Raw genomic sequence first — 23,190 nt, 5'->3', positions numbered from 1 at the left:
CTCCGCTGCCGGTCAAGCCCAAAGTCGGCAACATCGTGCAAGCCAGTGACACGATCGTTCTCCCCTCCCCCTTCGACCGCGTGATGGAATCGGACCGCGAAGGCCAGCCGGGCAAGGCGCCCGCAAGCGCTCGCTGACCTCAACGGTCGCTACAGGGATCGGCCGGGTGGCCAGGCAAACGCTCCACCTCGCCACAGAGAAGGAGCGCACGCGTGTTTGCGGAACTGGTTTCCGATGCACCTGTTCAAGTGGCGCCGGACGGCGCGCGGTCGTGCCGCTACTCGATCGTGTGCGGTGATCGCGTCATGGGTGGCCTGGAACTGAAGGTTGAACCATCGGCGCCTCAAACCGGGCACGTGCACTTCCCTGCCCATGGCCGGTCGGACCAGGGCGCGAACCACAGCGCTTCCGTCGTGACGGCGGCGGAAAGGTTGTTGCGCGACTGGGGGTGTACGACCGTGCGGGTCCGCGCGCCACGGCGTGAGGCGGAGGAACTCCTCGCCAAGCTGGGTTACCGCTCGGTCAGCCGCATCATGGTCAAAGAACTCGGCACACGGCCGGACTTGCCGCCCTCAGTCGGAGCCCGGACCCTGACCCAGGAGGAGTTCGAGGCATTCGTCAGGGCCGCGCAGGCTCAGTACGCCCTCTCCTTCGTCGGTCGGGGTTTCCCCCTGGCCGAGGCCGAGAAGATCGCCCGCTCGGCCACGACGAGTCTGTTGCCCAACGGCCTGGCCACTCAGGGCGTCGCTCTGCGCTGCCTGGTCGAGCAAGAAGAGATCGTCGGCAGGCTCTGGGTGGCCGACTCGGGTCCGGCCCCGGAGCCGGGTGCGTACGTGTATGACGTGGAGGTCGCAGAGGGACGCCGCGGCCGAGGGTTCGGCCGGGCTCTCATGCTCCACGCGGAGCAGATCGCCTGGGACTGGGGTTGCCGGCGCATGGGCTTGAACGTCGTCGAGGGGAACACAGTTGCCGAGCGACTGTACGCGTCATTGGGTTACCGGACGACGCTGCACTCGATCGCCCGGGACCTGTAGGAACGACTGACGCGTCCTGTTCCACCGTCGATATCGGATCGCGTGAGGTGGTCGGCCGCTGGCACGCTGCCTCCATGGATCACGCGGAAGTACTGCTCATCGGAGGACGAGCCGGTGTCGGCAAGACGACGGTGGGATGGGAGGTCTCCGCGCTCCTGCGCTCCAAGGCGGTCGCCCACACGATCATCGATGGTGACTTCATGGGGCAGGTGCATCCGGCACCGGAGGGAGACCCTCACCGTGCGGAGATCACCGAGAGGAATCTGACTGCCGTGTGGGCGAACTTCGCCCAGTGCGGCTACCGACGCCTCATCTATACGAACACCATGAGTGTTCTGCCGGAGGCGACGGGCATGTTCGAGCGCGCCATGGGGGCCGGAGTGGGCATCGTACGAGTCCTGCTCACCGCCTCCGACGCCACCGCCCGCGAGCGGCTGGTGGGGCGAGAACTCGGCTCGGAGCTGGAGCACGAGTATGAAGGAAGTGTCCGCAAGGCACGGCTCCTTGACCGGCGGGCCCACGCGGAGACCGTGCGAGTGGCGACGGACGGACGGCTCGTCGTCGACATCGCGCGGGAGGTGGTGGCCGCCACCGGTTGGGCCGCCGTCGCCGGGTGAAACGTGGCGGAACAAGCACGCCGCCGACAAGCGACTCCGCGCCATCGTGGCCAGAGCGAATGCAGCGTGACGCGTTGGAACCGTCAGGCCGTTGTCGTGGACGGCGCGTCGTCGACGAATCCGAGCCGCCGGTTCATGCCGATGGCTGAGGCGTTGCCGGGGTGGTGGAGGGTCCGGAGCCAGCGCACCCCGGCAGAGCGGGCGTATCCGACGGTCAGGAGTTTCATGGCCAGCGAGATCCCCCTGCCGCGATAGCCTGCCAGCACCCCTGTCATCTCGCTGAAAGCGTGTCCCTCGGGACGGATCGTCGTCGCCGCCATACCAATCCACGTGGCGCCGTCCAGGGCGAGGACGACGCCCTGTGGGTCGTAGGTCGGAGTGTCGACGCGCTGACGGAGGTACTCGTCGAACGTGTAGAACGCCCCCCGCCCGGGGATGTCGGCGGAGCACGTCTTGTTCAATTCATAGAGTGCGCGCCGGTGCTGAGCCGTGTCGCCGACAGCAGCCATCGTCGTGAACTCGACGCCGGCTTGCCGGCAGCGGCGGAGATACGGCTCGAACCGGGCGTCCTCGAACGTCTCCAGATCAAGCTTGAGCCGAACCCATTCAACGCTCATGAACTCCCCCAGACCTGGAACGTCCCGAGCCTACCCGCTCGCCGGAAAGACGCGGGGGGCGGGCTTCAAAACAAGGGTTGGCTGATGCGGCACCAGGTACGCGCCGGGCTGGGGCGGATCGGTGCGACGGAGTACGGCGTGCGCGGCAGCGCGACCGCGATCGAGCCCTACGGCCGCGGACTGACGGGGACGGCCTGCCTGGCACCGCCCACCCGCCGGCCGACGGTGCGATGGTGCGATGGTGGCCATCGGGTGGGATCGGCCGAGTGGCCGGAAGGGCCATGACCGGCCCGACGGCCCACAGAGAGTACGAGCTTCTCAGCGGACCCGGTCGTAGACGAGGGCCAGCGTGCCGTGCTCGCCGGCGGCCTGGCTCACGAGCCTCCACTGCCCTGCGGGCAGACCGTCCTCGAACAGGCGGGGACCGCCGCCGAGGAAGACCGGGAAGACCGTGAGGGCCAGCCTGTCGACCTTGTCGGCCGCCAGCAGGGCCTGGATGACACTTGCGCTGGACAGCACGAGAATGTCGCCGCCCTCGGTCGCCTTGAGCTCCGCCACCGCCTGGGCGGTCGGCTTGTCGACGAGCGTCGTGCGCTCCCACGGCGCTTCACGAAGGGTGGAGGACAGGACCACCTTGTCCGTCTCGACGAGCCACTTCGCGAAGGCCTCGTCGCGCGGGTCGGCGCCTTCCATGCCGATGACGGTGGGCCAGAAGCCGAGGAAGCCTTCCGCGTTGACCCGCCCGAGCAGGGCCGTCGTCGCCGACTCCCAGAGGCTGGTCAGGTGGTCGCGGGCCACGTCGGTGACGGCGTACGGCATGACCCAGCTCATGTCCTGAGGGTCGGAGCCGGCGTAACGGCCGTCGAGGGAGAGGGCCATGTTGGTGACGACTCGACGGCCGGTGGTCTGCTCGGTCATTTCATGCTCCTGGTGTCTGGGGTGGTGCGATGGGTGGTGCCACTGTCGTGCGAGCCAGCGGCGATGATCGCCGCGAGCTTGTCCAGGCTTTGGCCGAAGCCGATCTCGATGCCTGCGATGAAGTCCGCCGAGTCGACGGTGCTGTCGGTGATCCGCCAGTGAACGTCGAGGTCCGTGCCGGCTTCCGTGGCCCGCAGACCGAGGTCGACGTGGCCGGTGAAGGCACGTCCACCGTCGGGAAGCAGAGGGGAGATCCGGTAGGCCAGGCGCTCGTGGGGGCGCACGTCGTCGACCACTCCCTCCGCGCGCCCGACGACTGCGTCGGTGTCCTCGGCATCGCGGTACTCCTGGAGGATCCGCCCGCCCGATCGCGCCTCGAAGACGAGTTCGCAGACGTGCAGGTCGTCGGGGGTCCACCATCGGGCGAGCAGCGCCGTCTCGGTCAGGTGCCGCCAGACCAACTCCGGGTCCGCCGCGAGCCGCCGCAGGAACGTGAACGAGCGGCCGTCGGCCCACCCGGGCTCTTTCGCGGCGAGCCGCTCCGCGTCACGGCTGAGCCCGTAGCGGTCGTAGGCGGCTCCTGGGCCACCGGCCTGGTCCGCGGTGTCCGCGAGCCTGCCGAGCGTGGCCGCCAACTCCCGTAGGGCGCCGGGCCGCAGGGCGTAGACACGGCGCTGACCGATGCGCTCGGAGATGACGACGCCGGCACGCTCCAGGGTCTGCAGGTGCTTGGTGGTCTGAGGCTGGCGTGCCCCGGCGAGCTGCGCGAGGACACCGACTGAGCGAGGTCGCTCGGCCAGCAGGCCCACGAGCCGCCAGCGGGCCGGATCGGCCAGCGCGGTGAGGATTTCGTCCACACCAAGAGTATTCTCGACAAAGAATATTCGTGTCAAGGAATATTCTGCCCCGGTCTGCCACCCGAACGGGGCGGCCGGGGTCGAAGGCATCGGACAGGGCGTGGACACTGGCAGGGGGCACGACGGATCGGCATCCGTCGGGGCGATCCGAGTTCGTGCGCGCGGGTGCGTATCGCCCCGGCTCCCGTGCGTGCTCGACCGGTCAGTCCTGCACGACATGCTGTCGCCGAACCGCGCTCCTCGTCGCGGCCGACGCTGCGCCGGTGCTGCCGCGGCGGCTACGGCGGTTGCGGTCGCCCGCAGTTGCCCGAAGCGGTCCGCGATGGCGGGCCGCGACGCCGGCCCTTCAGCACCTCAGCCGCCGGACGGTCACTCGCCAATGGGTGCCGCGGGCTGACCTAGAGAGATCCCGGCTCGCCGTCGGCGACGAACCGCGTCAGGGATTGCTCCAGGAGTTCCAGGAACTGCCGCAGGTCATCGGCTACCTTGTCGAGCTCCGGTTCGTCCAGCGACGCCGTCCGTGTCCGATGAACCGACCCGTCAGGGCTCACGACGTAGGACAGGCCGCCGCCGTTCGAGCCGATGACCAACCAGGGCTCTTCTGGTTCGCGCCGACGTCGACAGCGCCGTACTCCTGGAGTCGCAGAAGCACGTCACTTGCCGGATCGAGGAAGTAGCCGTTGCCTACGTCCGCCCACGTGACGTCACCGACGCTGTCGTAGAAGGCGACCAGGTCAGCCGGTATGAGAGCCGCTTGGGCAAGCGCGCGAGCCGCGGCTTGGTCGTCGCGGTCGGCAGGCCGGACCTCGTTGCTGCCAGGGGGAAAGCCGTGCCGACGCTCGAACTCGTCTGTCATCGCCGTGAGGGTCGCGGAGACTCTGCCTGTCCACGAGGCCAGCCAGGCGGATGAAAGCGAACGGTCACTCATGAGACCGGATCATGGCACGAGCCCCACCACATCCAGGGCGTGACCAGCGGCCTTGCTTCGGCACCGGGCTGGTCGCCTACCACTGGGTCTGCTGCCTCATCACCCGCCGACAGCTCATGGCAATGCGTCGGCGTTGGACGACCCACCCGGCCGCGACCGGTGGGATCGGCGTCGAGAAGGGGCAGCAGCTGGGTGACGTCGTCGGGTTGCCGCCGGTCAGCAGGACGGCGAGCGGGGTGCCGCGCCCGTCAGCGTGCCTTCCCGTGTCCATGACGCGATCTGTGGAGGTGGCGCGTGGGGCCTGGAGCGGTTCGGTGCAGTGACGGAGCACTGGCCAGAGCTTGAGAGACTGACGGGATGGATATCGTCCGCAGGAACAACGTCACCGTCACCGGCAACCCGGAAGGACCGGCGGTGGTGCTGGCCCATGGGTTCGGCTGTGACCAGAACATGTGGCGGTTGACGGTGCCTGCCCTGGCCCGGGACCACAGGGTGGTGCTGTTCGACTACGTCGGCTCCGGGCGCTCGGACCCGTCCGCGTTCTCGGAGGACCGGTACGCCTCCCTGAACGGGTACGCCCAGGACGTGGTCGAGGTGTGCGCCGCGCTCGACCTGCGCGACGCGGTGTTCGTGGGGCATTCGGTCAGCGCGATGATCGGCGTGCTGGCCGCCGGCACGGCTCCGGAACGGATCGGCGCGCTGGTCATGGTGGCGCCGTCCCCGCGTTACGTCGACGACGACGGCTACCGGGGCGGATTCAGCGCCGAGGACATCGACGAGCTGCTCGCGTCGCTGGAGTCGAACTATCTCGGCTGGTCGGCGGCGATGGCCCCGGTCATCATGGGCAACGCCGAACGCCCGGAACTCGGTGAGGAGTTGAAGAACAGCTTCTGTGCCACGGACCCGGACATGGCGCGCGTCTTCGCCCGCACCACCTTCCTGTCCGACTCCCGGGACGATCTGAAGAGTGTGCGGGTGCCGACGCTGGTGCTGGAATGCACCCAGGACGTCATCGCTCCCCGGGAGGTCGGAGCCTTCGTCCACCAGTCGATTCCGGGCTCGAAGCTGGTCACCCTCGACGCCACCGGGCACTGCCCCCACCTGTCGGCGCCCGAAGCCACCAACCAGGCGATCACCGAGTTCCTGACGGCCCTGCGATGATGTGCCGCGCCGGGCAGCAGCCCGACCCGTACGATGCCGACGACGACAAGACCGCGGACGCGACTTTCGCCGCGCTGCTGGAGGACAGCGCCGAGGAACTGTACGAGTCCGCGCCGTGCGGATACCTGTCCACGCTGATGGACGGCACCATCGCCAAGATCAACGCCACGCTGCTGGGCTGGCTCGGCCTGGACCGGGAGGCGGTGGTCGGCCGTATGCGGTTCACCGACCTGCTGACCGTCGGCGGCAAGCTGTACCACGAGACACACTTCGCGCCGCTGCTGCGGATGCAGGGTGAGATCAGCGGCATAGCCCTCGACATCAAGCGGGCCGACGGCGGCCGGATACCGGTGCTGGTCTCCTCCGTGGTCAAGCACGGCAGCACGGGCGAGGCCCTGCTGATCCGCACCACCGTCTTCGACGCCCGCGACCGCCGGGCCTACGAGGAAGAACTCCTGCGCGGCCGGAAGGCGGCCGAGGAAGCACGCAGGCAGGCGGAGGCGGACCGCGCCCGCCTGCAGGACGCCCTCGCCGTGCTCCAGCAGTCACTGCTGCCCGACAGCCTGCCGCCCATCCCCGGGGTGGAGACGGCCGCCCACTACCACACCGCCTCCCCCGACCGGCTCGGCGGCGACTTCTACGACGTCTTCCCCGTCGACGGCAAACGCTTCGCCTTCTTCCTCGGCGACGTGTGCGGCAAGGGCCCCCAGGCCGCCGCCCTCACCTCACTGACCCGCTACACCCTGCGCGCCGCCGCCCTGCACGACCCCGACCCCGTGTCCGCCCTCACCACGCTCAACCGCGTGCTGCACGAGCGCTACGCCGCCGGCGGTGATCCGCGCTACTGCACCGCCATCTTCGGCACTCTCCAAGCCGACCAGGCAACCGGACGGATAGCCGTCCACCTCGCCTCGGGCGGCCACCCGCCCATGCTCGTCCTGCGCGGCGACGGCACGGCCCACTACCTGCCCACTCCCGGCGGTCTCCTCGTGGGCGTCCTGCCCGAGGCACGCTTCACCACCGCCACCACCACCCTCGGTCCGGGCGACACCCTCCTGCTCTACACCGACGGCCTCACCGAGGCCCGTACCGGACCCGACCGCACCACTCTCTACGGGGACGACGGCCTGCTCGCCTTCGCCACCGACCACGCCGGCGAACCACCGCACGCCGTCATCCAGGCACTGACCGGACTGCTGGACGACTTCGGCGACGGCCTCGACGACGACACCGCCCTGCTCGCCCTCGGCGCCCCCGTCCGCCCCACCGTCCGCCCAACGACAAGAAACCCCGCATGAGCCCGCTGAAGATCACCACCCGAGACGCCACGACCGGTCCCGTACTGCAGATCACCGGCGAACTCGACTACACCAACGCCCAGGAACTGCGCGAGAAACTCACCACCCTCACGCTCCGGCCGGGTCAACGTCTCGTCCTGGACCTGGCCGGCATGGAATTCTGCGATTCCAGCGGGATCACCGCCCTGATCGCCGCCCGCAACCACGCCCACGCCGTACAGGCCGACATCACGCTGGCCGCCGTCCCCGCGCACACCCTGCGCGTGCTGCGCATCGTCGGCCTCGACCAGATCTTCACCTTCCACCCTGACAGCGACACCGCCACCCGTCCCTGATCCACGGCGATCGGCACTGTCGCCGTCAGGTCGATCAGGGCGGTGTTCGCCGCTCCGGGCCCGGAACGGTGCCGGGGCGGGGCCGGGCCGGCGTGCCTGCTTTCTGCCGCAGCCTGTGCGTCACCTGGCGCATGCAGCAGGCCAGTGGCCTGGTGGTCCTCCGGCCAGGCGTCCAGCCAGTCGAGCGAGACGCGCACCACCTTCTCGACCGGTGTCCCGCCGTCGGCATCGGCCGTCGAGCGGTACGTCCGCACCGCGCTCGCCGCAGGCACGTGGCCCCGTCCCTCTGCGACCGGGAACGGCCATGTGCGCGTGTCCGAGGACGGTGTTCCGGGGTCAGGCGGCCCAGGAGCCGTTGGACAGCGCGGTCGAGCGGAATTCGAAGTAGAACTTGGTGCCGTCCACCACGTCGGTTGCGATCGTGTTCCACTGCCCCGCGTGCGCGAGGGTGTAGGACGACTGACAGTAGTCCGAGCCGGAACTGGGGCTGAAGCACACGGCGACGTAACGGTCCGTTTTAGGCTTGATGTTGATGTCCGAGCAGGCGCTCGTGGTCGTCAGGTGGTTGCCCGGGGTGGGGTAGTACTGGTTCCCATCGGGCTTGGAGTAGGAGTGCGCGGTGTCGTAGCACGCCGCCACCGAGGACGATGACACGACCGAGGCGTGAGCCGCGGGCGCGAAGGCCACGAAGCCGCCGATGAGCGCCGCCGCTAATGCGCTTGCGCCGGCACGTCCCTGTAAGACCATCTTTTTTCCCTTCGTCGAACGAAGCTCTGACGGCCCCGGCCTCTTCGCCGGGACCGTCGGTGGGCCCTTCGTTGGCCAGTCAGGCTAGGCATCGGCCCTGGGCCGGCAGTAGCTTGCTTACGGCCAACATGCGCATGCCATGCCCTGGGGTGCGTATTTGAGTCACGGGAGGATTGCCAGCAGAAGAAGGCCGCGGCAAGCAAGCAGTGGAAGGCGCTGTTCGCGCGTCTGGATGAGGTGAAACGCCGGGACCAGGAGCGGCAGCAGCGCCGCCAGGCGTGAGTGTGTCCGAGCGCCCGGGCCTTCGTTCCCGTGGATGCTCTGCTGGTTGCCGCACGACGCGGTTGATCCGGCCTGCCTCGCCCGGGCAGGCGGAACCGGAGCTTCGGCACACCCCTGCCGAACGGGGCCTGGTGTGGCGGATCTAGGCTGGCGCGGTGACTGATGAGCGGGAGCGGGTGCAGCCGTCGGGAGTGTGGGCCACGGCGGTGGGAGTGGCCAGGGTCCGGGCGCTGGAGACCGAGCGGGAGAACGCGCTGTTCCGCGACCCGCTGGCCAAGGCCTTCGCCGCCGCCGGGGGCCTGTGGCCCTCCTCGTCGCCGCTGCCCGATGACGAGGCCGCGCGACGCCGGCGGCTGGCCGTGTCGTTCTCCATCGTCATCAGGACGAAGTTCCTCGACGACCTGCTGCGGCAGGCCTCCGCGTCCGGGATCCGGCAGGTCGTGCTGCTCGGTGCCGGCATGGACAGCCGGGCCTTCCGGATGGACTGGCCCGAGGGCACCCGGCTGTTCGAGGTCGACACCGCCGCGCCACTGGACTTCAAGGCTTCGGTGCTGCGCCAGGAGCGGGCCGTGGCACGCTGCGAGCGGATCACCGTCGCGGCGGATCTGCGGGAGGACTGGCCGGGCGCGCTGGCCGCCGCAGGGCACGACCCGGCCGTGCCGACCGTGTGGATCGCCGAAGGACTGCTGATCTATCTGCCCGAGGACGCGGTGGAGCTGCTGCTGGCCCGGATCAGCGCGCAGTCGGCGGCAGGCAGTCGGATGGGGCTGACGTTGGGCTCGCGCGGCGTGATCGAGCGCTTCGGCGCGGACGCCGCACCGGGATCGGCGGCGTCCATGTGGGTCTCGGAGATGCCCGACGACCCCGTGGGCTGGCTGGCCGGGCACGGCTGGGAGGCCGACAGCCACACCCTGCGCGAGCGCGCTGCCGCCTACGGCCGCCCGATCAGCACCCCGCCGCAGCGCGAGGAGCGGCCCGGCGGCCTGATCTCGGCGGTCCGCCGGTAGAGCGCCTCCCGGTGAACTCGTCGGCTACGCCGGGGTGGGTCTCGGCGCCCTCGGCAGCGGCGGGCTCGTACGGATGGCTTGCTGTGCGCCTACTGGTCGTCCTGGCGGTGCGAAGATGGGCGGTGTAGAGGCGGTAGCCGCGCGTACTTCAGGTTGCCGTCGTCGGGGCTGGGTGGCGTACGCCCCTTGCCGGCGTCGAACGCCGCGCGGGCACCGATTCGCGTCCGCTGTTCGAGCGTCTCAGTCGACGTCCGGACCGGGCCGGGCGATCTCGCGCTTGAGGATCTTGCCGGTGGGGCCCTTCGGCAGGCTGTCGGTGATCCACACGATGCGCGGGTACTTGAAGGGCGCGACCCGCTCACGGGCGTAGCCGAGCAGCTCGTCCGGCGTGGCGGACATCCCGGCGCGCAACACCACGGCGGCGGCGACCTCCTGGCCGTGGACTTCGTGCGGCACCCCGATGACGGCTGCCTCCGCGACCGCCGGATGGGTGTAGAGGACTTCCTCCACCTCACGCGGATAGACGTTGTACCCGCCGCGGATGACGAGGTCCTTGATACGGTCCACGATCCGGAAGTCCCCCCGGGCGTCCCGGGTGCCGAGGTCACCGGTGTGCAGCCAGCCGTTCCGTATCGCCTCGGCGGTCGCCTGCGGACGGCGCCAGTAGCCCCGCATGACGTTGTGCCCCCGGATGACGATCTCGCCCACCTCCCCGTCGGGGAGTTCCCTGCCCTCGCGGTCGACGACGCGCATCTCCACGCCGTCGATGGGAATGCCGATCGTGCCCGCGACGCGCTCGCGGTCGATGCGGTTCACGCAGGCGAGTGGCGACGACTCCGAGAGCCCGTACCCCTCCAGTACAGCGCAGGCGAACGTCTTCTCGAACGCGTGCAGCACCTCCACGGGCAGCGGGGAGCCGCCGCACAGGCCGACACGCAAGGTGGAGAGGTCGTACGGCTTCGACTCGGGGCTCTGTGCCAGCCTCAGCATCAGCGTGTACATCGTCGGGACGCCCAGGAAGACGGTCACCCGGTCCCGTTCGATCACGGAGAAGGCGTCCGCCGGTGTGAAGCGCGGCAGCAGGGTGAGGCAGGCGCCCACCGACACCGCGCAGTTCAGCCCCATGACCTGTCCGAACGAGTGGAAGAGCGGTAGTCCGCCGAAGATGACGTCGGCGGGGCCCAGGCGGAGTACGCGCGCACCCTCGTCGATGTTGCGGCGCAGGTTGTGGTGGGTGAGTTCCGCGCCCTTGGGGCTGCCGGTGGTTCCGGAGGTGTAGAGGACGACGGCGGAGTCGGCGGGCGAGCGCGGCTCGTCGCGCACCGGCGGGCGATGGGTCCGCAACTCGTCGAGGAATGCATCCGGTTCGACCACGAGGTGGGGTGTGCCGGTCCGGCGGGCGCCTTCCACCGCCTCCTCGGCGCCCTGGTGCCAGGCGAAGAGGAGGGCGGCTTCGGCATCGTTCAGGCAGTGCTCTATCTCCCCGGCTCTCAGCAAGGGGTTGAGGGGCACGACGATCGCCCCGGCGCGCAGGATGCCGTAGTACAGCACCGCGAAGACGAGGCTGTTCGGGAGAAGGACGGCGACGCGGTCCCCCGGTGCCGTGCCCAGGGCGCGGAGCCGGGCGGCGGCACGTGAGCTGAGGTCCTCCAACTCGGCGAACGTCAACTCGCCGGCGTCCAGCCGCAGGGCCGGACGATCGGGGTACGCGGCGGCGCTGCGGGCCAGGAGGGCGGGTACGGTGCCAGGGTCGTGCGAGGGCTCGGGACGCATCGGGGATCCTCCGGTACGGCGGGTCGACTGGGACGAACGTCAGCGGCTCAGGCCGGTCGCGGTTACCGACAGGCCGTCACTGGCAGGGGGGCCGTGCGGCACACGGGGCGGGGGCACCGGGAGGCCGCGCAGCAGACGGGGCGGGGACACCGGGAGGCCGGGGCGCGCACCCGGCAGCGGACCTCGGAGACGCCGACACCGACGCACCCCGCGTCCGGGCCCCGCCCACATGCCGGCCTCCTCGCCGGCCGCTTCCGCCCCCTCCGCCTCGGGGCGACGACCACCTTTGGAACGACCGCCTCCCGGACGGGGATCGCCGCCCGGCAACCGTCGCGGTGGGCGCTGCTGCCGCCGCTGCCGGGCATGTCGCGCCACTCGCAGGACCGCAGCCCGTCCTCGCCCGCTCCCCCAGCACCAAGCCCCCCGAGCCCACACCTCCCCCAGCACCGAGCCACCCGCCGGAGGCAACCGCATCAAGTTCGCCGCCCGGCGGCCGCGGTGACCCGGGACGACCACGCCCCGATGCGCTCGACGAGGCCGCCGTGGTGTCGTATCCAGCGGAAGTGGTCCAGCGGACGGCCGTCCGCGTCGGTGCGCGCGTAGTGGAGGCGTTCGATGCGGGCGGCGGGCATCTTGGCACACAGGTGGTCCACGGCCGTCGGCGGCGCCATGGTGTCGTTCTCGACGTCGACGGCGAGGACGGGCAGCGTCACCGCAAGCAGTGCGCGCTCGTAGTCCGCCCGTGCCCCGGGCACGGTGTAGCGGCCGGTGCGCATCTGGCGGGCCCAGTCCCGCATGAGGCGCGCCGTCTGCCGGCCGCCGAACCCGAACCGGTCCCCGGGCCAGTATCCGAACATCCCGGCCCCGACGGCGCTGAGCTGGCTGCGCGCCAGCCACCGCGCCCCGTTCCGTCCCAGTGCCCGGTACCAGGCGGAGCCGCTGGCGACGAGCACGACGCCGTCGAGACGCGGTGGCTGGAACAGCCCGCAGTGCACCAGTCCCAACTGCCCGCCCAGACTGTGCCCGAGCAGCAGCCGCGGGGCCGTGGGGTAGGCGGCGTCGACGACGTCGAGCACGGCACCGATGTCGTGCTCGACGATCTCGCGGTAGCCGAACCGGACGCCCCGCGCGGGCGCGGGGACGCTCTCGCCCTGCCCGCGCAGGTCCGTCGTCACCACCGTCATGCCCTGCCGGTGCAGCGCCCGTACGAGCGGGAGGTAGTTGCGCGCGGGTGTCCCCATGGCGGGCAGCAGGACGACGACGGGGGCGCCCTCGTCGTCCCGCGCCTGCACCCGTACGGTGAGCCGCGCGCCGTCGGGGGCGGTGATGTCGCCCAGCAGCGGCAGGCGGGGTTGCCTGGCGCTCATCCCAGCCGCCAGCCGAGCACGCCGGCGCCCCAGGTGACACCCGCGCCGAAGGCTGCCACGCCCAGCACCCCGGTCGGCCCGAGCCGGCCGTCCTCCTGGGCGTGGGTCAGGGCGATGGGGATGGACGCCGACGAGGTGTTGGCCACCCGGTCGACGTTGAGGAAGAGACGCTCGGGCGGCACCCCGATCTCCTTGCCGACGGCCTTCACGATGCGGGCGTTGGCCTGGTGGGCGACGAAGAGGTCGACGTCGTCGCAGGTCAGCGCGCTCCGCTCCAGCACCCGTCGGGTGGCGTCGCTCATCTTGTCCACGGCGTGGACGAAGATCTCCGGGCCGTCCATGCGGAGCTTGCGGTCGTGGCGGTCGGCGTAGAGCAGGCCGATGTGTTCGCCGTCGGAGGCCAGGTGGAAGGCGGGTGCGACGGGGGCGTCCGGGAGGTCGGTGAGGACGACGGCCCCGGCGCCGTCCCCGAGCAGGACGGCCGTCGACCGGTCCGCGGCGTCGGTGATGCGGGTCAGCGCCTCCGCCCCGCAGACGAGGACGGCCTCCGCCCGCCCGGACTCGATGAGCGCCGTGCCGTGGTCCAGGGCGTAGACGAATCCGGCGCAGGCCGCGTGCAGGTCGAAGGCGGCGGCCTGTGGCGTGCCGAGTCGTGCGGCCACCTCCACCGCCAGTCCCGGCGTCGTCCGGTCCGGGGTGGTCGTCGCGACGACGACGTGACTCAGCTCGGCGGCGTCCCGGCCGGCCTGCCGCAGCGCCGTTCGGGCGGCGGTGACGGCGAGGTCGGCGAGCCGGCCGTCCTCGGCGAGGAAGCGGCGCTCCTTGATCCCGGTCCGTTTGACGATCCACTCGTCGGACGACCCGATCGCCTCGAAGTAGCTGTTCGGCACGGTGCGTTCGGGCAGTGCGGCCCCGATGCCGGTGATCGCCGCTGTCACCGTACGGCCTTCTTCCGGAAGGTCTGGCCGTCCACGCCCATGCGGACGGCGTGCATACCGCCGTCGGCGTGCACGATCTCGCCGGTGACGGTGGCGGCGAGGTCGGAGAGCAGGAAGAGGACGGGCCCGGTGAGGCGCCGCACGTCCGCGCGGTCCCAGCCGAGCGGCGCCTCCCGCTCCCAGCGGTCGGCGATGGTGTCGAAGGTGCTGATGGCCGACCCCGCGACCGTCTCGACGGGTCCGGCGGCGACGAGGTTCACGCGGATGCCGCTGTCGCCGAGGTAGAGGGCGAGGTAGCGGCAGACGGCTCCGAGCGCGGCCTTGCCGACGCCCATCCAGTCGTAGCCGGGCCAGGCGCCGGAGGAGTCGAAGTCCAGCCCGACGACGCTGCCCCGGTTCCTGGCCAGCAGCGGGGCGAGGGCGACGGTGAGTCCGTGCAGGGAGACGGCCGCCGTGTGCAGGGCGTGGGTGGCGCTGTCCACGGGAGTGGTGAGGAAGTTGCCGCTCAGCGCGGACTGCGGGGCGGCGGCGATCGCGTGCAGGACGCCGTCGACCGCGTCCCACCGGCCCTCCAGCGCCTTGGCCAGCCGGGTGAGGTCGTCCGGCCGGGTGACGTCGAGTTCGAGGACGTCGGTGGGGTGCGGCAACCCGGCCGCCGCGGCCTCGGTGATCCGTCGTGTCCGGCCGAACCCGGTCAGCAGCACCTCGGCGCCCGCCTCCTGGAGGGCCTTGGCGGTGTGCCAGGCGATGGAGTCGTCGTTGAGGACCCCCGTCACGAGATAGCGGCGTCCTTCGAAACCGAGCATCACGCTGTGGCCTTTCGTGGGTCAGGGGGTGGAGAGCACGAGCGCCGCGTTGTGGCCGCCGAAACCGAACGACGTCGACAGGCCCACCCGCGGCCGGTCGCCGCCGGGCAGTTCGCGTGCCGTGCGGATCAGGTCCAGCTCGCCGAGCCGTTCGTCCGGCTGCCGCAGACCGGCGGTCGGGGGTGCGACACCGTGGCGCAGCGCCTGCAACGTGGCGATGGCCTCCACCGCGCCGGCCGCCCCGAAGAGGTGTCCGAGGCTGCCCTTGCTGGACGACATCGGGATGCGGGCCAGGGTGTCGCCGCCGAGGGCGAGGCGCAGGGCGTCGCACTCCAGGCGGTCGTTGAGGAGGGTGCCGGTGCCGTGGGCGTTGAGGTAGTCCAGCTCTCCGGGGGCCGTCCCGGCCCGGCGCAGGGCCTGGGTGACGGCCTCGGCGGCCGGGCCGCCGCCGGGGTCGGGGGCGGTGAGGTGGTGGGCGTCGGAGGTGGCGCCGTAGCCGCGTACGACGCCGAGGGCCTCGGCCCCTCGCCGGGCGGCGCCGCGGGCCGTCTCCAGGACGAGGACGCCCGCGCCCTCCCCGATGACGAAGCCGTCCCGGTCCGTGTCGAACGGCAGGCAGCGGCCGGTGGGGGAGAGCGCCCCGGCGTTGCGGAAGGCGGCGCTGACGAGTTCCGACGTCGACGCCTCCGCACCGCCCACCACGACGGCGTCCGCCGCTCCCGCCGCCAGCAGCCGCAGCCCCGCGCCGATGGCCTGCGCACCGCTGCTGCAGGCGGAGGCCACGCAGAGCGACTCGCCCTTGAAGCCGTACCGCATCGACAGGTGCGACGCGGCGGCGTTGGCCATCATCTGCGGCACCATCAGCGCCGACACGTACTCGGCACCCTGCTGCGCGAAGACCGGGCCCTGCGCCTCGAAGCTGGCCGTGCCGCCGAGCCCGCAGCCGATGACACAGGCGACGCGCGCGGCGTCGTACGGGGTCTTCCCGGGGGTCCAGCCGGCCCGGGTCAGCGCCTCGTCCGCCGCCACCAGCGTGAACTGTGTGAAGCGGTCGGAGCGGCGCACGAGGTGGCGGGAGAGGTGGTCGGAGGCGCGGAAGCCGTCGCAGGAGCCGAGCCCGTCGTGCAGTGCGCTCTCCCCGGCGACGGCCCGCTCGTGCAGCGCGTCGGCGCCGACACCGAGGGGGGTGACCGCGCCGAAGCCCGTCACCACCGCCCCGGTCGCGGCGTCACTCAAGTCCGGCCTTCTCGTAGCAGAGCTTGAGGATCTGACCGACGGTGTCGAGGCCGTCGAAGTCCTTCGGTTTCACCGGGACGTTCAGGTCCTTCTTGATCGTCTGCGCGAGTTCGACCATGTCGAGGGAGTCGATCTCCAGGTCGTCGAGTGCGGCGTCCGGGAAGATGTCCGCCTCGTCGACGCCGAGTTCCACCAGGGCGTCGTGGACGAACTTCTCGATCGCGGCGTGGTCAAGCATGGGTGATGTGCCCTTCTCGTGCGGGAGGTCGTGGGGTTGTGAGCCGTCGCTCCGCGGGTCACGCCGCCGTCTTGGCGGCGTGGTACGGCGACCAGTGCCACTGCCGCCAGTAGCTCTCCGTGATGTCCAGCCACTCCTCCAGCCGCTCCGCGCTGTCCAGGAACCGGTTGGCGCTGACCACCAGCCAGCTGTAGACGGCCTGGCTGTCCCGGCAGCCGCCGCAGTCGCCGGAGGTGCAGCAGAACTGCAGCGACTCGTAGTCGGCGCCCCAGGCCGCGAAGCCGGGGATCACCGGATTGCCGTTGGCGACGCGCTCCTCGTGGTCCGGGTGGTCCACGCTCAGGCTCGGACAGACGTCGTAGCCGAAACGGGCGCCCCAGTGGGAGGTGCCGGTGATGAGGGTGCGGATGAAGTACGGGTGGCTCACCACCGTCTGCGGGTACAACTCCTTGACCCGCAACGCCTCTTCCAGGACCCGGCGCTCGTTGTCGATCTGGATCGGATGGTCGGAGCCGTGCTCGCTGTAGAAGTTGAACGTGACGATGTTGCCGTTGTCCGCGATCTTCCGGACCGTCGGCTCCAGGTGGGGCAGGCCGGCCTCGGAGAGCGCGAAGATGAACAGCACCCGGGGGTCGTCGCGGTAGTGGGACAGCGCGGTGTCGAACAGGCCGGTGAACTTCGACCCGTTGACGCGGATGGCGCGCAGGTCGTCGTCCAGCGGCCCGCCGCCGAAGATGCTGACGGCGACCGCGATGTGCTCGAAGCCCTGCATGGGCATCGGCCGCAGCCCGTTGGTGGAGATGGTGATGTAGGGAAGCTCCTCGACGAACGCTTCCACCCGGCGCAGGACCAGCGTGGGTTCACCGCCGATCAGCGTCGCCTGGTTGACGCCGTCGTCACGCAGCTTCCGGGCGAACGCCTTGATCTTGTCGACGTCGGACAGTTCCTTGACCGCCGTGTCGAAGCCGCCCTCGAAGTACCAGCAGCCCTTGCAGCGGATGTTGCACGTGTTGGTCAGGTGGACCTCGCACGAGCGGACGGTACGGCCGAGCCGGCGCAGGCCGTGCAGCCGGTCGGCCAGGTCCGGCCGCTCCGCCAGCAGGGCGGCCGTGCGCTCCTTGGCCTCCCTGCGGGTGAGGGGGCGCTTGCCGATCGTGACAGGTGTTGCCATGGGGAGGTGCTCCTCGTCCTCGGGATCGTCGGAACGCGCTGTGGTGTTCGCCCGGTACGCGGCACTCCGGGCGCGTCCCGCCCTACTCGGGAACCTTCAGCCCCAGGTTCTTGATGCGGGGTGTCACCTTTTCCCGCCAGGCGTCCCGCGCCTGCCCGTTCGTCGTCTGCCGCAGCCCGTAGCGGACGGCCATGCGGGAGCGCTCGGACCGCGAGCTGCCGAAGATGCGCTCGAAGCCGGGCCACAGCCGGTCCAGCGCCCGCTGCAACTCCTCGCGGCCCTCGTCCGTCGCCGCGAGATTGCGGCAGACCCGGGCCCCGTGCGCGATGTGGACCTTCTCGTCGAGGATGATGGTGCGGACGGCCTCGGCCCACGGCTTGTAACTGCTCTGCGCGAACTCGGAGATCATCACCATCGCCGTCTCCTCACCGATGTAGGAGAAGATGCCGCGCTCGGCCCAGGTGGTGCACTCGTGGAACTCGTGGCCCGCGAAGAGTTTCCGCTCGGCGAGCGTCTGCTTCTCCATGTAGGCGGTGTCGATGCCGATGTCGGCGAGGATGCGCTTGCCGATCTTGTAGTGGTCGTACTCCTCGACCGCTCGTTCCGCGCAGACCTGCCGCTCCTCGGCGTTCGGTGCCAGCGGCAGGAAGACCTGTATGTAGTCGTCGCCGCCCGAGAGCTCCCCCTCGGTGTTGACGATCATTCCCCGGATCGCGATCTCCCGGTAGTCCTCGGGCATCGCGAGGAATTCGTCAGGAGTTCGAACTACGACGACCTCGTCGCTCGGAATGGTGAATGACATGCGTGTTTCTGCCCCTCACTCGTCTCACCGGGTCCGGGGCATGCCAGAGGCGCCCAACTCGGTGGAGATAAATACGGACGGGGATTGTGCACGGCCCTAACGGAACCCCCGTTTCCGTTTTCGACTGTCCGTGCCGCCGATCAATACCGTGGTTTCGGCAGGTTGGGCCGACGATAGACACATCCGAGTCGGCCAATCAATGGAAAGCTCTCGGCCAACGTGGCCGACGTGCCGTCGAAAGGTGTCGGGATCGCACCTTCTCCCATTCCCCCGGCACAAAGGACGACCCCTCCCCGCCCGCACGGAACGGATCCGTCCACCATCGTCCACCTGCGGCGACTGTCCACCGCCCGCGACCGACGCGTGTGTTCGGACTCCATCGCCGAAATCAAGTCAAACGCTCCCGCGCACAATCCCCCGACACGGCATCGAAGTCTCGAATAGTGAGCCGGAGAACGACCGGAGCGGGCGGAGCCGGCTGTTCTCGCACAATGACTGCCGCCTCATCCATGGCCTGGACAGCCACCTGGATCTCTATATGCTTGCCGCATGAAGCCTCCCGTCCCCCCGCCCGCAGTCGCATCCCGCCTGGCCAACGTCGTTTCCTCGCCGGTGCGGGACATCTTGTCGCTCACTGCACGCCCCGAAGTGATCTCCTTCGCGGGGGGACTTCCGGCTCCCGAACTGTTCGACGTCGACGGCCTCCGGGCCGCCTTCGACCGCGTACTGGCCGACGATCCGCGCCGAGCCCTCCAGTACTCCACCACCGAGGGCGACGCCGACCTGCGGGAAGCCATCGCGCAGCGCCTCACGGCACGCGCACTGCCGACCGACGCCGACGACCTGATCATCACGACCGGCTCGCAGCAGGCCCTCACCCTCATCACCACGGCCGTCCTGGAACCGGGCGACGTCGTGCTCGTCGAGGACCCCTGCTACCTGGCCGCACTCCAGACCTTCGGCTTCGCCGGCGCCCGCGTCGTCCCCGTCCCCACCGACGACGACGGCATCATCCCCGAGGCGCTGGACGAGATCGCCGCGCGCGAACCGGCCAAGCTGCTCTACCTGGTCCCCACCTTCCAGAACCCCACCGGCCGCACACTCCCGGCCGCGCGGCGCGCCGCCGTCGCCGAGGCCGCCGCCCGGCACGGCTTCTGGATCGTCGAGGACGACCCGTACGGCGAACTCCGCTACGACGGCGAGCAGGTGCCCTGGATCGCCGCGTCCCCCGCCGCGTCCGACCGCACCATCCTGCTCGGTTCCTTCTCCAAGATCATGGCCCCGGGCCTGCGCCTCGGCTACCTCCGCGCTCCCGCGGCCATCCGCCGGTCCTGCGTCATCGCCAAGCAGGCCGCCGACCTCCACACCTCCACCGTCGACCAGGCCGTGGCCGCCCGCTACCTGCGCGACAGCGACCTGGACGCCCACGTCCGGACCATCCGCGACGCCTACCGGGAACGCCGCGACGCCCTCCTGGGCGGCCTGCCCACCGCGCTGCCCTTCGGCAGCCGCTGGAACCGCCCGGCCGGTGGCATGTTCGTCTGGGTCAGCCTGCCCGAGGGGCACGACGCCACCCAGCTCCTCCGCGTCGCCATCAGCCACGAGGTGGCCTACGTCCCCGGGGCCCCGTTCTTCGCCGGCACCCCCGACCCGGCCGCCCTGCGCCTGTCCTTCACCACCCACTCCCCCGAGGAGATCACCGAGGGCCTGCGCCGTCTGGCCAAGACCTTCGCGTAACCCACGCGTCCCAGAAGGGATCCCCATGCCCACCGAGTCGGCCACCCTGGTTGACGACGCCCCGATGACCCCGGCCGCGCTCAACGAGATGGTCGCGCGGGACTTCAAGGACTACGCCGCCTGCCACGTCACCGAGGCCACTACGACCCACCTCACCATGGAGGCCGACGGCACCCGCCTGCGCACCCGCCCCGGCGGCACCATCTCCGGCCCCGAACAGGCCGCCCTCGTGGACCTGGCGGCCTTCCTCCTCGTCAACGCCCGCCTGGGCCGCCCCACCCCCATGGCCCTGACCAGCTCCCTCCAGATCAGCTACCTCAGCCGTCCCCGCCCCGGCCTGCTCCGCACGCACGCGAAGATGGCCAAGTTCGGCAGGAGCCTCTGTGTCGTCCTCGCCGAACTCCGCGACAGCGCCGACACCCTGGCCGCCACGGCGACGGTCACCTACTCCGTGCCCCCGGCAGCCCACGGGTCCGACCCGCGGGGGAAGAACGACGCGGTCGGCGGGATCGCCGAGTAGACGCCGGGAGCGCCACACCACCGACCCCGCCGGACGACGACCCGGTTCCGTTGACCGGGGGCCGGAGGTCGGGGACACGGTGTGGCGGCCGCTCGGACCTCACTCACGTGCACCGGCTGCTCAGACACCTGGAGGACGTTGGCTCGGACGTCGCGCCGAGGCTCCTCGGAATCGATGTCAAGGGCCGCGAGATCCTCAGCTTCCAGCATGGTGAAGTCTTCACCGCCTTCCGGCCCCGTGACTGGTCGGCCGCCCAGATCACCGCTGCCGCACGGCTGTTGCGCCGGCTGCACGACGCGACCGCCGGCATGCCGGTCGAGGGTGGCGAGGAGACGGTGTGCCACAACGACTTCTCCGACCAGGCCGCCCCCGGCCCCCGCGCACGTGTCCTCGCCTACGCCCCCTGGTTGTGGCTGCTCGACGCCGACACCGTCCGCCCCCTCGACCATCAGCCGGTCCTCCTGCGTACCTTCCTCGGCGTCTACGGGTTCGAGGACGAGGACCGCCGGGGCTTCGGCGGGCGCATCGTCGCCCGGGTCGAGGCCGAGCGCGACATGCACGACCGCGCCGGACGCGTCACCAGGTGTCTCCGCCGCCCAGGCCGACGACTCCGGGCACGCGGGCCGGCCCGCCTCGGCCTCGTAGCCAGGGCAGCGAGGAGCCGGGGGGGAGCAGGACGTCGGCGGTGGCGATCACCTCCTCGTCACCGGCTCCGGGCGATGGCCGCCCAGCACTCGCGCAACGAGGCGTCGGCGGCGGGGAGTTCCCAGGCCCGCCCGGTCACCGACACGCCGGTCGCTGCACCCAGGTCCGTCGGCTGGCGTCCGTCACCGAGCCCCGACGCGGTCGGACGGGGCCGCTCGGCCGTCGCCGTGCAGCAAGCCGCCGTTCCTCAGGGCCCGTTCGGTCGCGGCCCGCAGCGCGACCCGGGCCAGGCCGACGCCGGGCACGTCCCCGCTCGGCCCCTGCCCCCACGGGCAAGGGGACAGGCCGACCTCATTTCCGATGCCTGGCGTGGCGCGCCCGGGGACGGGTGCCGCGGGTGAAGGCGCAGGCCAGACCGAGGCATTGGAGGACAGCGCAGACGGTGATCGTCGTGTGCAGGGCGGCGGGGCTGATGATCGCCATGAGGAGGCCCGCGACGGGGTAGGGCATGAGCAGGATCAGCACCGTGACGGACAACGTGCTGCCGAACACCTCGGCGGGGATGAGATGGGACCGCAGGGTGCGCAGTACGACGGTCAGCACGCTGTCGCCTGCCATGAAGACGGCGACAAGGCCCAGGTACGCCAGGTAGGAACCCGTGTGCGCGATGAGGAAGCACGGCGCGACGGTCACGAGAGCGGCGCAGCGGCCCACCCCCGGCAGTCCCCAGCGGTCGATCGCGACGCGGCTGGCGGCGACCGCCAGCAGCGAGGCCGCGGCGGCGCAGGACCACACCACGCCGACCGAGGCGCTGGGCCGGCCGAGCTGCTGCACCACGATCACCGGGGTCGCCGCCTCCAACAACGCGAGCGCCAGGTTGGACAACGCCAGTCCCGCGACCAGCCAGGCGAGCGCGGGCAGCGCGCGCAGGGTCGACCAGCCGGTGCGCCATCCTCGGACGGCCGGCCCCGTCGCTTCCGGTACCGGCGCGGCCGGCTGGTGCATGCGCGGGGTGACAACGGCCGACATCACCGACAAGCCACCGATCGCCGTGAGCATGCCGCCGGAGCCGCCCCACTGGAGGAGGACGCTGCCTGCCGCGGGGCCGGCCAGGGCCGCCGCCTGGTCGATGCCCAGCAGGACGGACTGGACGCGGTGCGCTCCGTCGCCGGCGTCCCGGCCGACGACCGCGCCGACGCTCTCGGCCGCGACGTAGCTGAACTGGGTCAGGCATCCCGCGCACGCCGCCAGGAGCATCACCAGGCCCGGGGCGGTTCCGGCGTCCGCCGCCGCCAGGGCGGGCACGGCGAGCGTGACGACGAGAGCCCGCGCCGTGGCGGACAGCCGGAAGACCCGTGCGGGCCCGAAACGGTCGACGGCCAGGCCGGCCAGGGCGAACGTGCACAGCCTCGGCGCCCACGCCATGAGGAAGGCGATCCCGGTGAGCGACGACGAGTTGGTCGTGCCCAGCACCAGCAAGGGAATGCCGTAGACGGCCATGGACGAGGCGAGGGCATCCGTGAGGCGCGGCAGATAGACACCGCGGACCCGACCGTAGGTCACCGTACGGGCATGCCGGGGTCCGGCGGACCGGACTTTCGTGGGGATCAATAGGACGTGTGGTTTCTGTGAATCGTGGCGGCAGTCATACGAACGACCCGGGTGGGAGGAGGCGCCCGTATGCCGGACGACGGACCGCTCCCACCAACGTGATCATCACACCGAACGTTACTCCGGGTAAACCCAAGGTCGCCCCTGTCGGCTCGAGCGCCAAACGTCTACGACGCCCGCTGTGCCGGCCTGCTCACCGCTGCCTCCCCGGCCACCGTGCAACGCCCGCCTTGCTGAAGAGACTTGCATGGTCCGGGCTGATGGCGGCGCTGTGGCCGAGCGCCGCCCCGACCGGCCGGTACCGCCGATGGCCGGTGCCGCCGCGATCGGGGCGGTCGTACCTCTGCCGGCCGCCGCCACCGCCACCGTCGCCGCCACCGAGGAGGGACGGGACCCGTCCTCGATGACGGCATCCTGGCCGGCGGCACCGCCTACCGTCTGCCGATCGCCGGACGGCCCGGCCTCACTTCAGGTGGCGGTCGAAGAACCGGCACCCGTCCTCCAGCTCGAACCACGGGGTGCCGGTGTGCCCGCCGAGGTTGGCG

The 23,190-nt window shown here is 71.0% G+C and carries 23 protein-coding genes and 2 pseudogenes; 9 read left to right on the top strand and 16 right to left on the bottom strand.

Annotated elements, in window-relative coordinates; genetic code table 11:
- The first annotated feature begins 212 nt into the window (after positions 1-212).
- On the top strand, positions 213-1,034 hold the full coding sequence (locus tag OO52_RS19250; RefSeq protein WP_030656751.1) for a GNAT family N-acetyltransferase: 822 nt from the start codon (positions 213-215) through the stop codon (positions 1,032-1,034).
- A 74-nt stretch (positions 1,035-1,108) separates the two neighbouring features.
- The gene (locus OO52_RS19245) at positions 1,109-1,651 is read left to right on the top strand and encodes a hypothetical protein (RefSeq protein WP_030656755.1); all 543 of its coding nucleotides are present in this window, start codon (positions 1,109-1,111) and stop codon (positions 1,649-1,651) included.
- 83 nt (positions 1,652-1,734) lie between these two features.
- On the opposite strand, the gene OO52_RS47440 is transcribed toward OO52_RS19245, so the two are convergent.
- The 5 genes and pseudogenes from OO52_RS47440 to OO52_RS54580 all read right to left on the bottom strand — a co-directional run.
- Positions 1,735-2,268 carry a GNAT family N-acetyltransferase gene (locus OO52_RS47440; RefSeq protein ID WP_030656758.1) on the bottom strand — a complete coding sequence of 178 codons (534 nt, stop codon included), beginning with the start codon at positions 2,266-2,268 and terminating at the stop codon, positions 1,735-1,737.
- A gap of 318 nt (positions 2,269-2,586) precedes the next feature.
- Entirely contained in the window at positions 2,587-3,186 is a 600-nt protein-coding gene (locus tag OO52_RS19235) for a dihydrofolate reductase family protein (protein WP_030656760.1), read from the bottom strand.
- The gene (locus OO52_RS19230) at positions 3,183-4,043 is read right to left on the bottom strand and encodes a metalloregulator ArsR/SmtB family transcription factor (RefSeq protein WP_030656762.1); all 861 of its coding nucleotides are present in this window, start codon (positions 4,041-4,043) and stop codon (positions 3,183-3,185) included. The genes OO52_RS19235 and OO52_RS19230 overlap by 4 nt, the downstream gene beginning before the upstream one ends.
- Before the next feature lie 547 nt (positions 4,044-4,590).
- Entirely contained in the window at positions 4,591-4,899 is a 309-nt protein-coding gene (locus OO52_RS19225; RefSeq protein ID WP_234339937.1) for a hypothetical protein, read from the bottom strand.
- A gap of 206 nt (positions 4,900-5,105) precedes the next feature.
- A pseudogene (locus OO52_RS54580) lies at positions 5,106-5,221 on the bottom strand (IS5/IS1182 family transposase); the annotation flags it as partial.
- 107 nt (positions 5,222-5,328) lie between these two features.
- Between OO52_RS54580 and OO52_RS19220 the strand changes: the two are divergent.
- From OO52_RS19220 to OO52_RS19210, 3 genes are read left to right on the top strand one after another with little or no spacing between them, the layout of a single operon-like run.
- A complete protein-coding gene (locus OO52_RS19220) occupies positions 5,329-6,132 on the top strand; it encodes an alpha/beta fold hydrolase (protein ID WP_030656764.1) in 804 nt (267 codons plus the stop codon).
- Complete coding sequence (locus OO52_RS19215) at positions 6,132-7,430, top strand: PP2C family protein-serine/threonine phosphatase (RefSeq protein ID WP_037630842.1); 1,299 nt, start codon at positions 6,132-6,134, stop codon at positions 7,428-7,430. The genes OO52_RS19220 and OO52_RS19215 overlap by 1 nt, the downstream gene beginning before the upstream one ends.
- Positions 7,427-7,765: an STAS domain-containing protein gene (locus OO52_RS19210; RefSeq protein ID WP_030656768.1), complete on the top strand. Its 339-nt coding sequence runs from the start codon at positions 7,427-7,429 to the stop codon at positions 7,763-7,765. Before OO52_RS19215 ends, OO52_RS19210 begins: the two co-directional genes overlap by 4 nt.
- A 336-nt stretch (positions 7,766-8,101) precedes the next feature.
- On the opposite strand, the gene OO52_RS46080 is transcribed toward OO52_RS19210, so the two are convergent.
- Positions 8,102-8,419 (bottom strand): hypothetical protein, encoded by a 318-nt coding sequence (locus OO52_RS46080; protein ID WP_158712518.1) that lies wholly within the window; start codon positions 8,417-8,419, stop codon positions 8,102-8,104.
- A 566-nt stretch (positions 8,420-8,985) separates the two neighbouring features.
- On the opposite strand from OO52_RS46080, the gene OO52_RS19200 reads away from it, so the two are divergent.
- Positions 8,986-9,801: a class I SAM-dependent methyltransferase gene (locus OO52_RS19200; RefSeq protein ID WP_037630844.1), complete on the top strand. Its 816-nt coding sequence runs from the start codon at positions 8,986-8,988 to the stop codon at positions 9,799-9,801.
- A 240-nt stretch (positions 9,802-10,041) separates the two neighbouring features.
- On the opposite strand, the gene OO52_RS19195 is transcribed toward OO52_RS19200, so the two are convergent.
- The 8 genes from OO52_RS19195 to OO52_RS19160 form a co-directional block, all read right to left on the bottom strand.
- The gene (locus tag OO52_RS19195; RefSeq protein WP_030656774.1) at positions 10,042-11,574 is read right to left on the bottom strand and encodes a long-chain-fatty-acid--CoA ligase; all 1,533 of its coding nucleotides are present in this window, start codon (positions 11,572-11,574) and stop codon (positions 10,042-10,044) included.
- A gap of 473 nt (positions 11,575-12,047) precedes the next feature.
- Complete coding sequence (locus OO52_RS19190) at positions 12,048-12,941, bottom strand: alpha/beta hydrolase family protein (RefSeq protein ID WP_030656777.1); 894 nt, start codon at positions 12,939-12,941, stop codon at positions 12,048-12,050.
- Entirely contained in the window at positions 12,938-13,879 is a 942-nt protein-coding gene (locus OO52_RS19185) for a beta-ketoacyl-ACP synthase 3 (RefSeq protein ID WP_030656779.1), read from the bottom strand. Before OO52_RS19185 ends, OO52_RS19190 begins: the two co-directional genes overlap by 4 nt.
- Positions 13,876-14,685 carry an enoyl-ACP reductase FabI gene (gene fabI, locus OO52_RS19180; RefSeq protein ID WP_030656781.1) on the bottom strand — a complete coding sequence of 270 codons (810 nt, stop codon included), beginning with the start codon at positions 14,683-14,685 and terminating at the stop codon, positions 13,876-13,878. The genes OO52_RS19185 and fabI overlap by 4 nt, the downstream gene beginning before the upstream one ends.
- Positions 14,686-14,706: 21 nt before the next feature.
- Positions 14,707-15,921 carry a beta-ketoacyl-[acyl-carrier-protein] synthase family protein gene (locus OO52_RS19175; RefSeq protein WP_030656783.1) on the bottom strand — a complete coding sequence of 405 codons (1,215 nt, stop codon included), beginning with the start codon at positions 15,919-15,921 and terminating at the stop codon, positions 14,707-14,709.
- A complete protein-coding gene (locus tag OO52_RS19170; protein WP_030656786.1) occupies positions 15,914-16,159 on the bottom strand; it encodes an acyl carrier protein in 246 nt (81 codons plus the stop codon). The genes OO52_RS19175 and OO52_RS19170 overlap by 8 nt, the downstream gene beginning before the upstream one ends.
- Positions 16,160-16,217: 58 nt before the next feature.
- Positions 16,218-17,330, bottom strand: coding sequence for a radical SAM protein (locus OO52_RS19165; protein WP_030656788.1), 1,113 nt, complete (start codon positions 17,328-17,330; stop codon positions 16,218-16,220).
- Between the two features lie 82 nt (positions 17,331-17,412).
- A complete protein-coding gene (locus tag OO52_RS19160; protein ID WP_030656790.1) occupies positions 17,413-18,132 on the bottom strand; it encodes a Phenylacetic acid catabolic protein in 720 nt (239 codons plus the stop codon).
- Positions 18,133-18,681: 549 nt separating this feature from the next.
- Between OO52_RS19160 and OO52_RS19155 the strand changes: the two genes are divergently transcribed.
- The 3 genes from OO52_RS19155 (at position 18,682) to OO52_RS50855 (ending at position 21,435) form a co-directional block, all read left to right on the top strand.
- Positions 18,682-19,869, top strand: coding sequence for a PLP-dependent aminotransferase family protein (locus tag OO52_RS19155; RefSeq protein WP_030656793.1), 1,188 nt, complete (start codon positions 18,682-18,684; stop codon positions 19,867-19,869).
- A 25-nt stretch (positions 19,870-19,894) separates the two neighbouring features.
- Complete coding sequence (locus OO52_RS19150; RefSeq protein WP_030656795.1) at positions 19,895-20,389, top strand: PaaI family thioesterase; 495 nt, start codon at positions 19,895-19,897, stop codon at positions 20,387-20,389.
- Positions 20,390-20,496: 107 nt separating this feature from the next.
- The gene (locus tag OO52_RS50855; RefSeq protein WP_051818997.1) at positions 20,497-21,435 is read left to right on the top strand and encodes a hypothetical protein; all 939 of its coding nucleotides are present in this window, start codon (positions 20,497-20,499) and stop codon (positions 21,433-21,435) included.
- On the opposite strand, the gene OO52_RS19135 is transcribed toward OO52_RS50855, so the two are convergent.
- Both OO52_RS19135 and OO52_RS52760 read right to left on the bottom strand, forming a co-directional pair.
- Positions 21,386-22,597, bottom strand: coding sequence for an MFS transporter (locus OO52_RS19135; RefSeq protein ID WP_030656800.1), 1,212 nt, complete (start codon positions 22,595-22,597; stop codon positions 21,386-21,388). The genes OO52_RS50855 and OO52_RS19135 overlap by 50 nt on opposite strands.
- A gap of 511 nt (positions 22,598-23,108) precedes the next feature.
- Positions 23,109-23,190, bottom strand: a pseudogene (locus tag OO52_RS52760) (alpha/beta hydrolase); the annotation flags it as partial.

The organism is Streptomyces flaveolus (genome assembly GCF_000716535.1).
Taxonomy (GTDB): domain Bacteria; phylum Actinomycetota; class Actinomycetes; order Streptomycetales; family Streptomycetaceae; genus Streptomyces; species Streptomyces flaveolus_A.
This window is presented reverse-complemented; position numbering and strand designations above follow the sequence as displayed.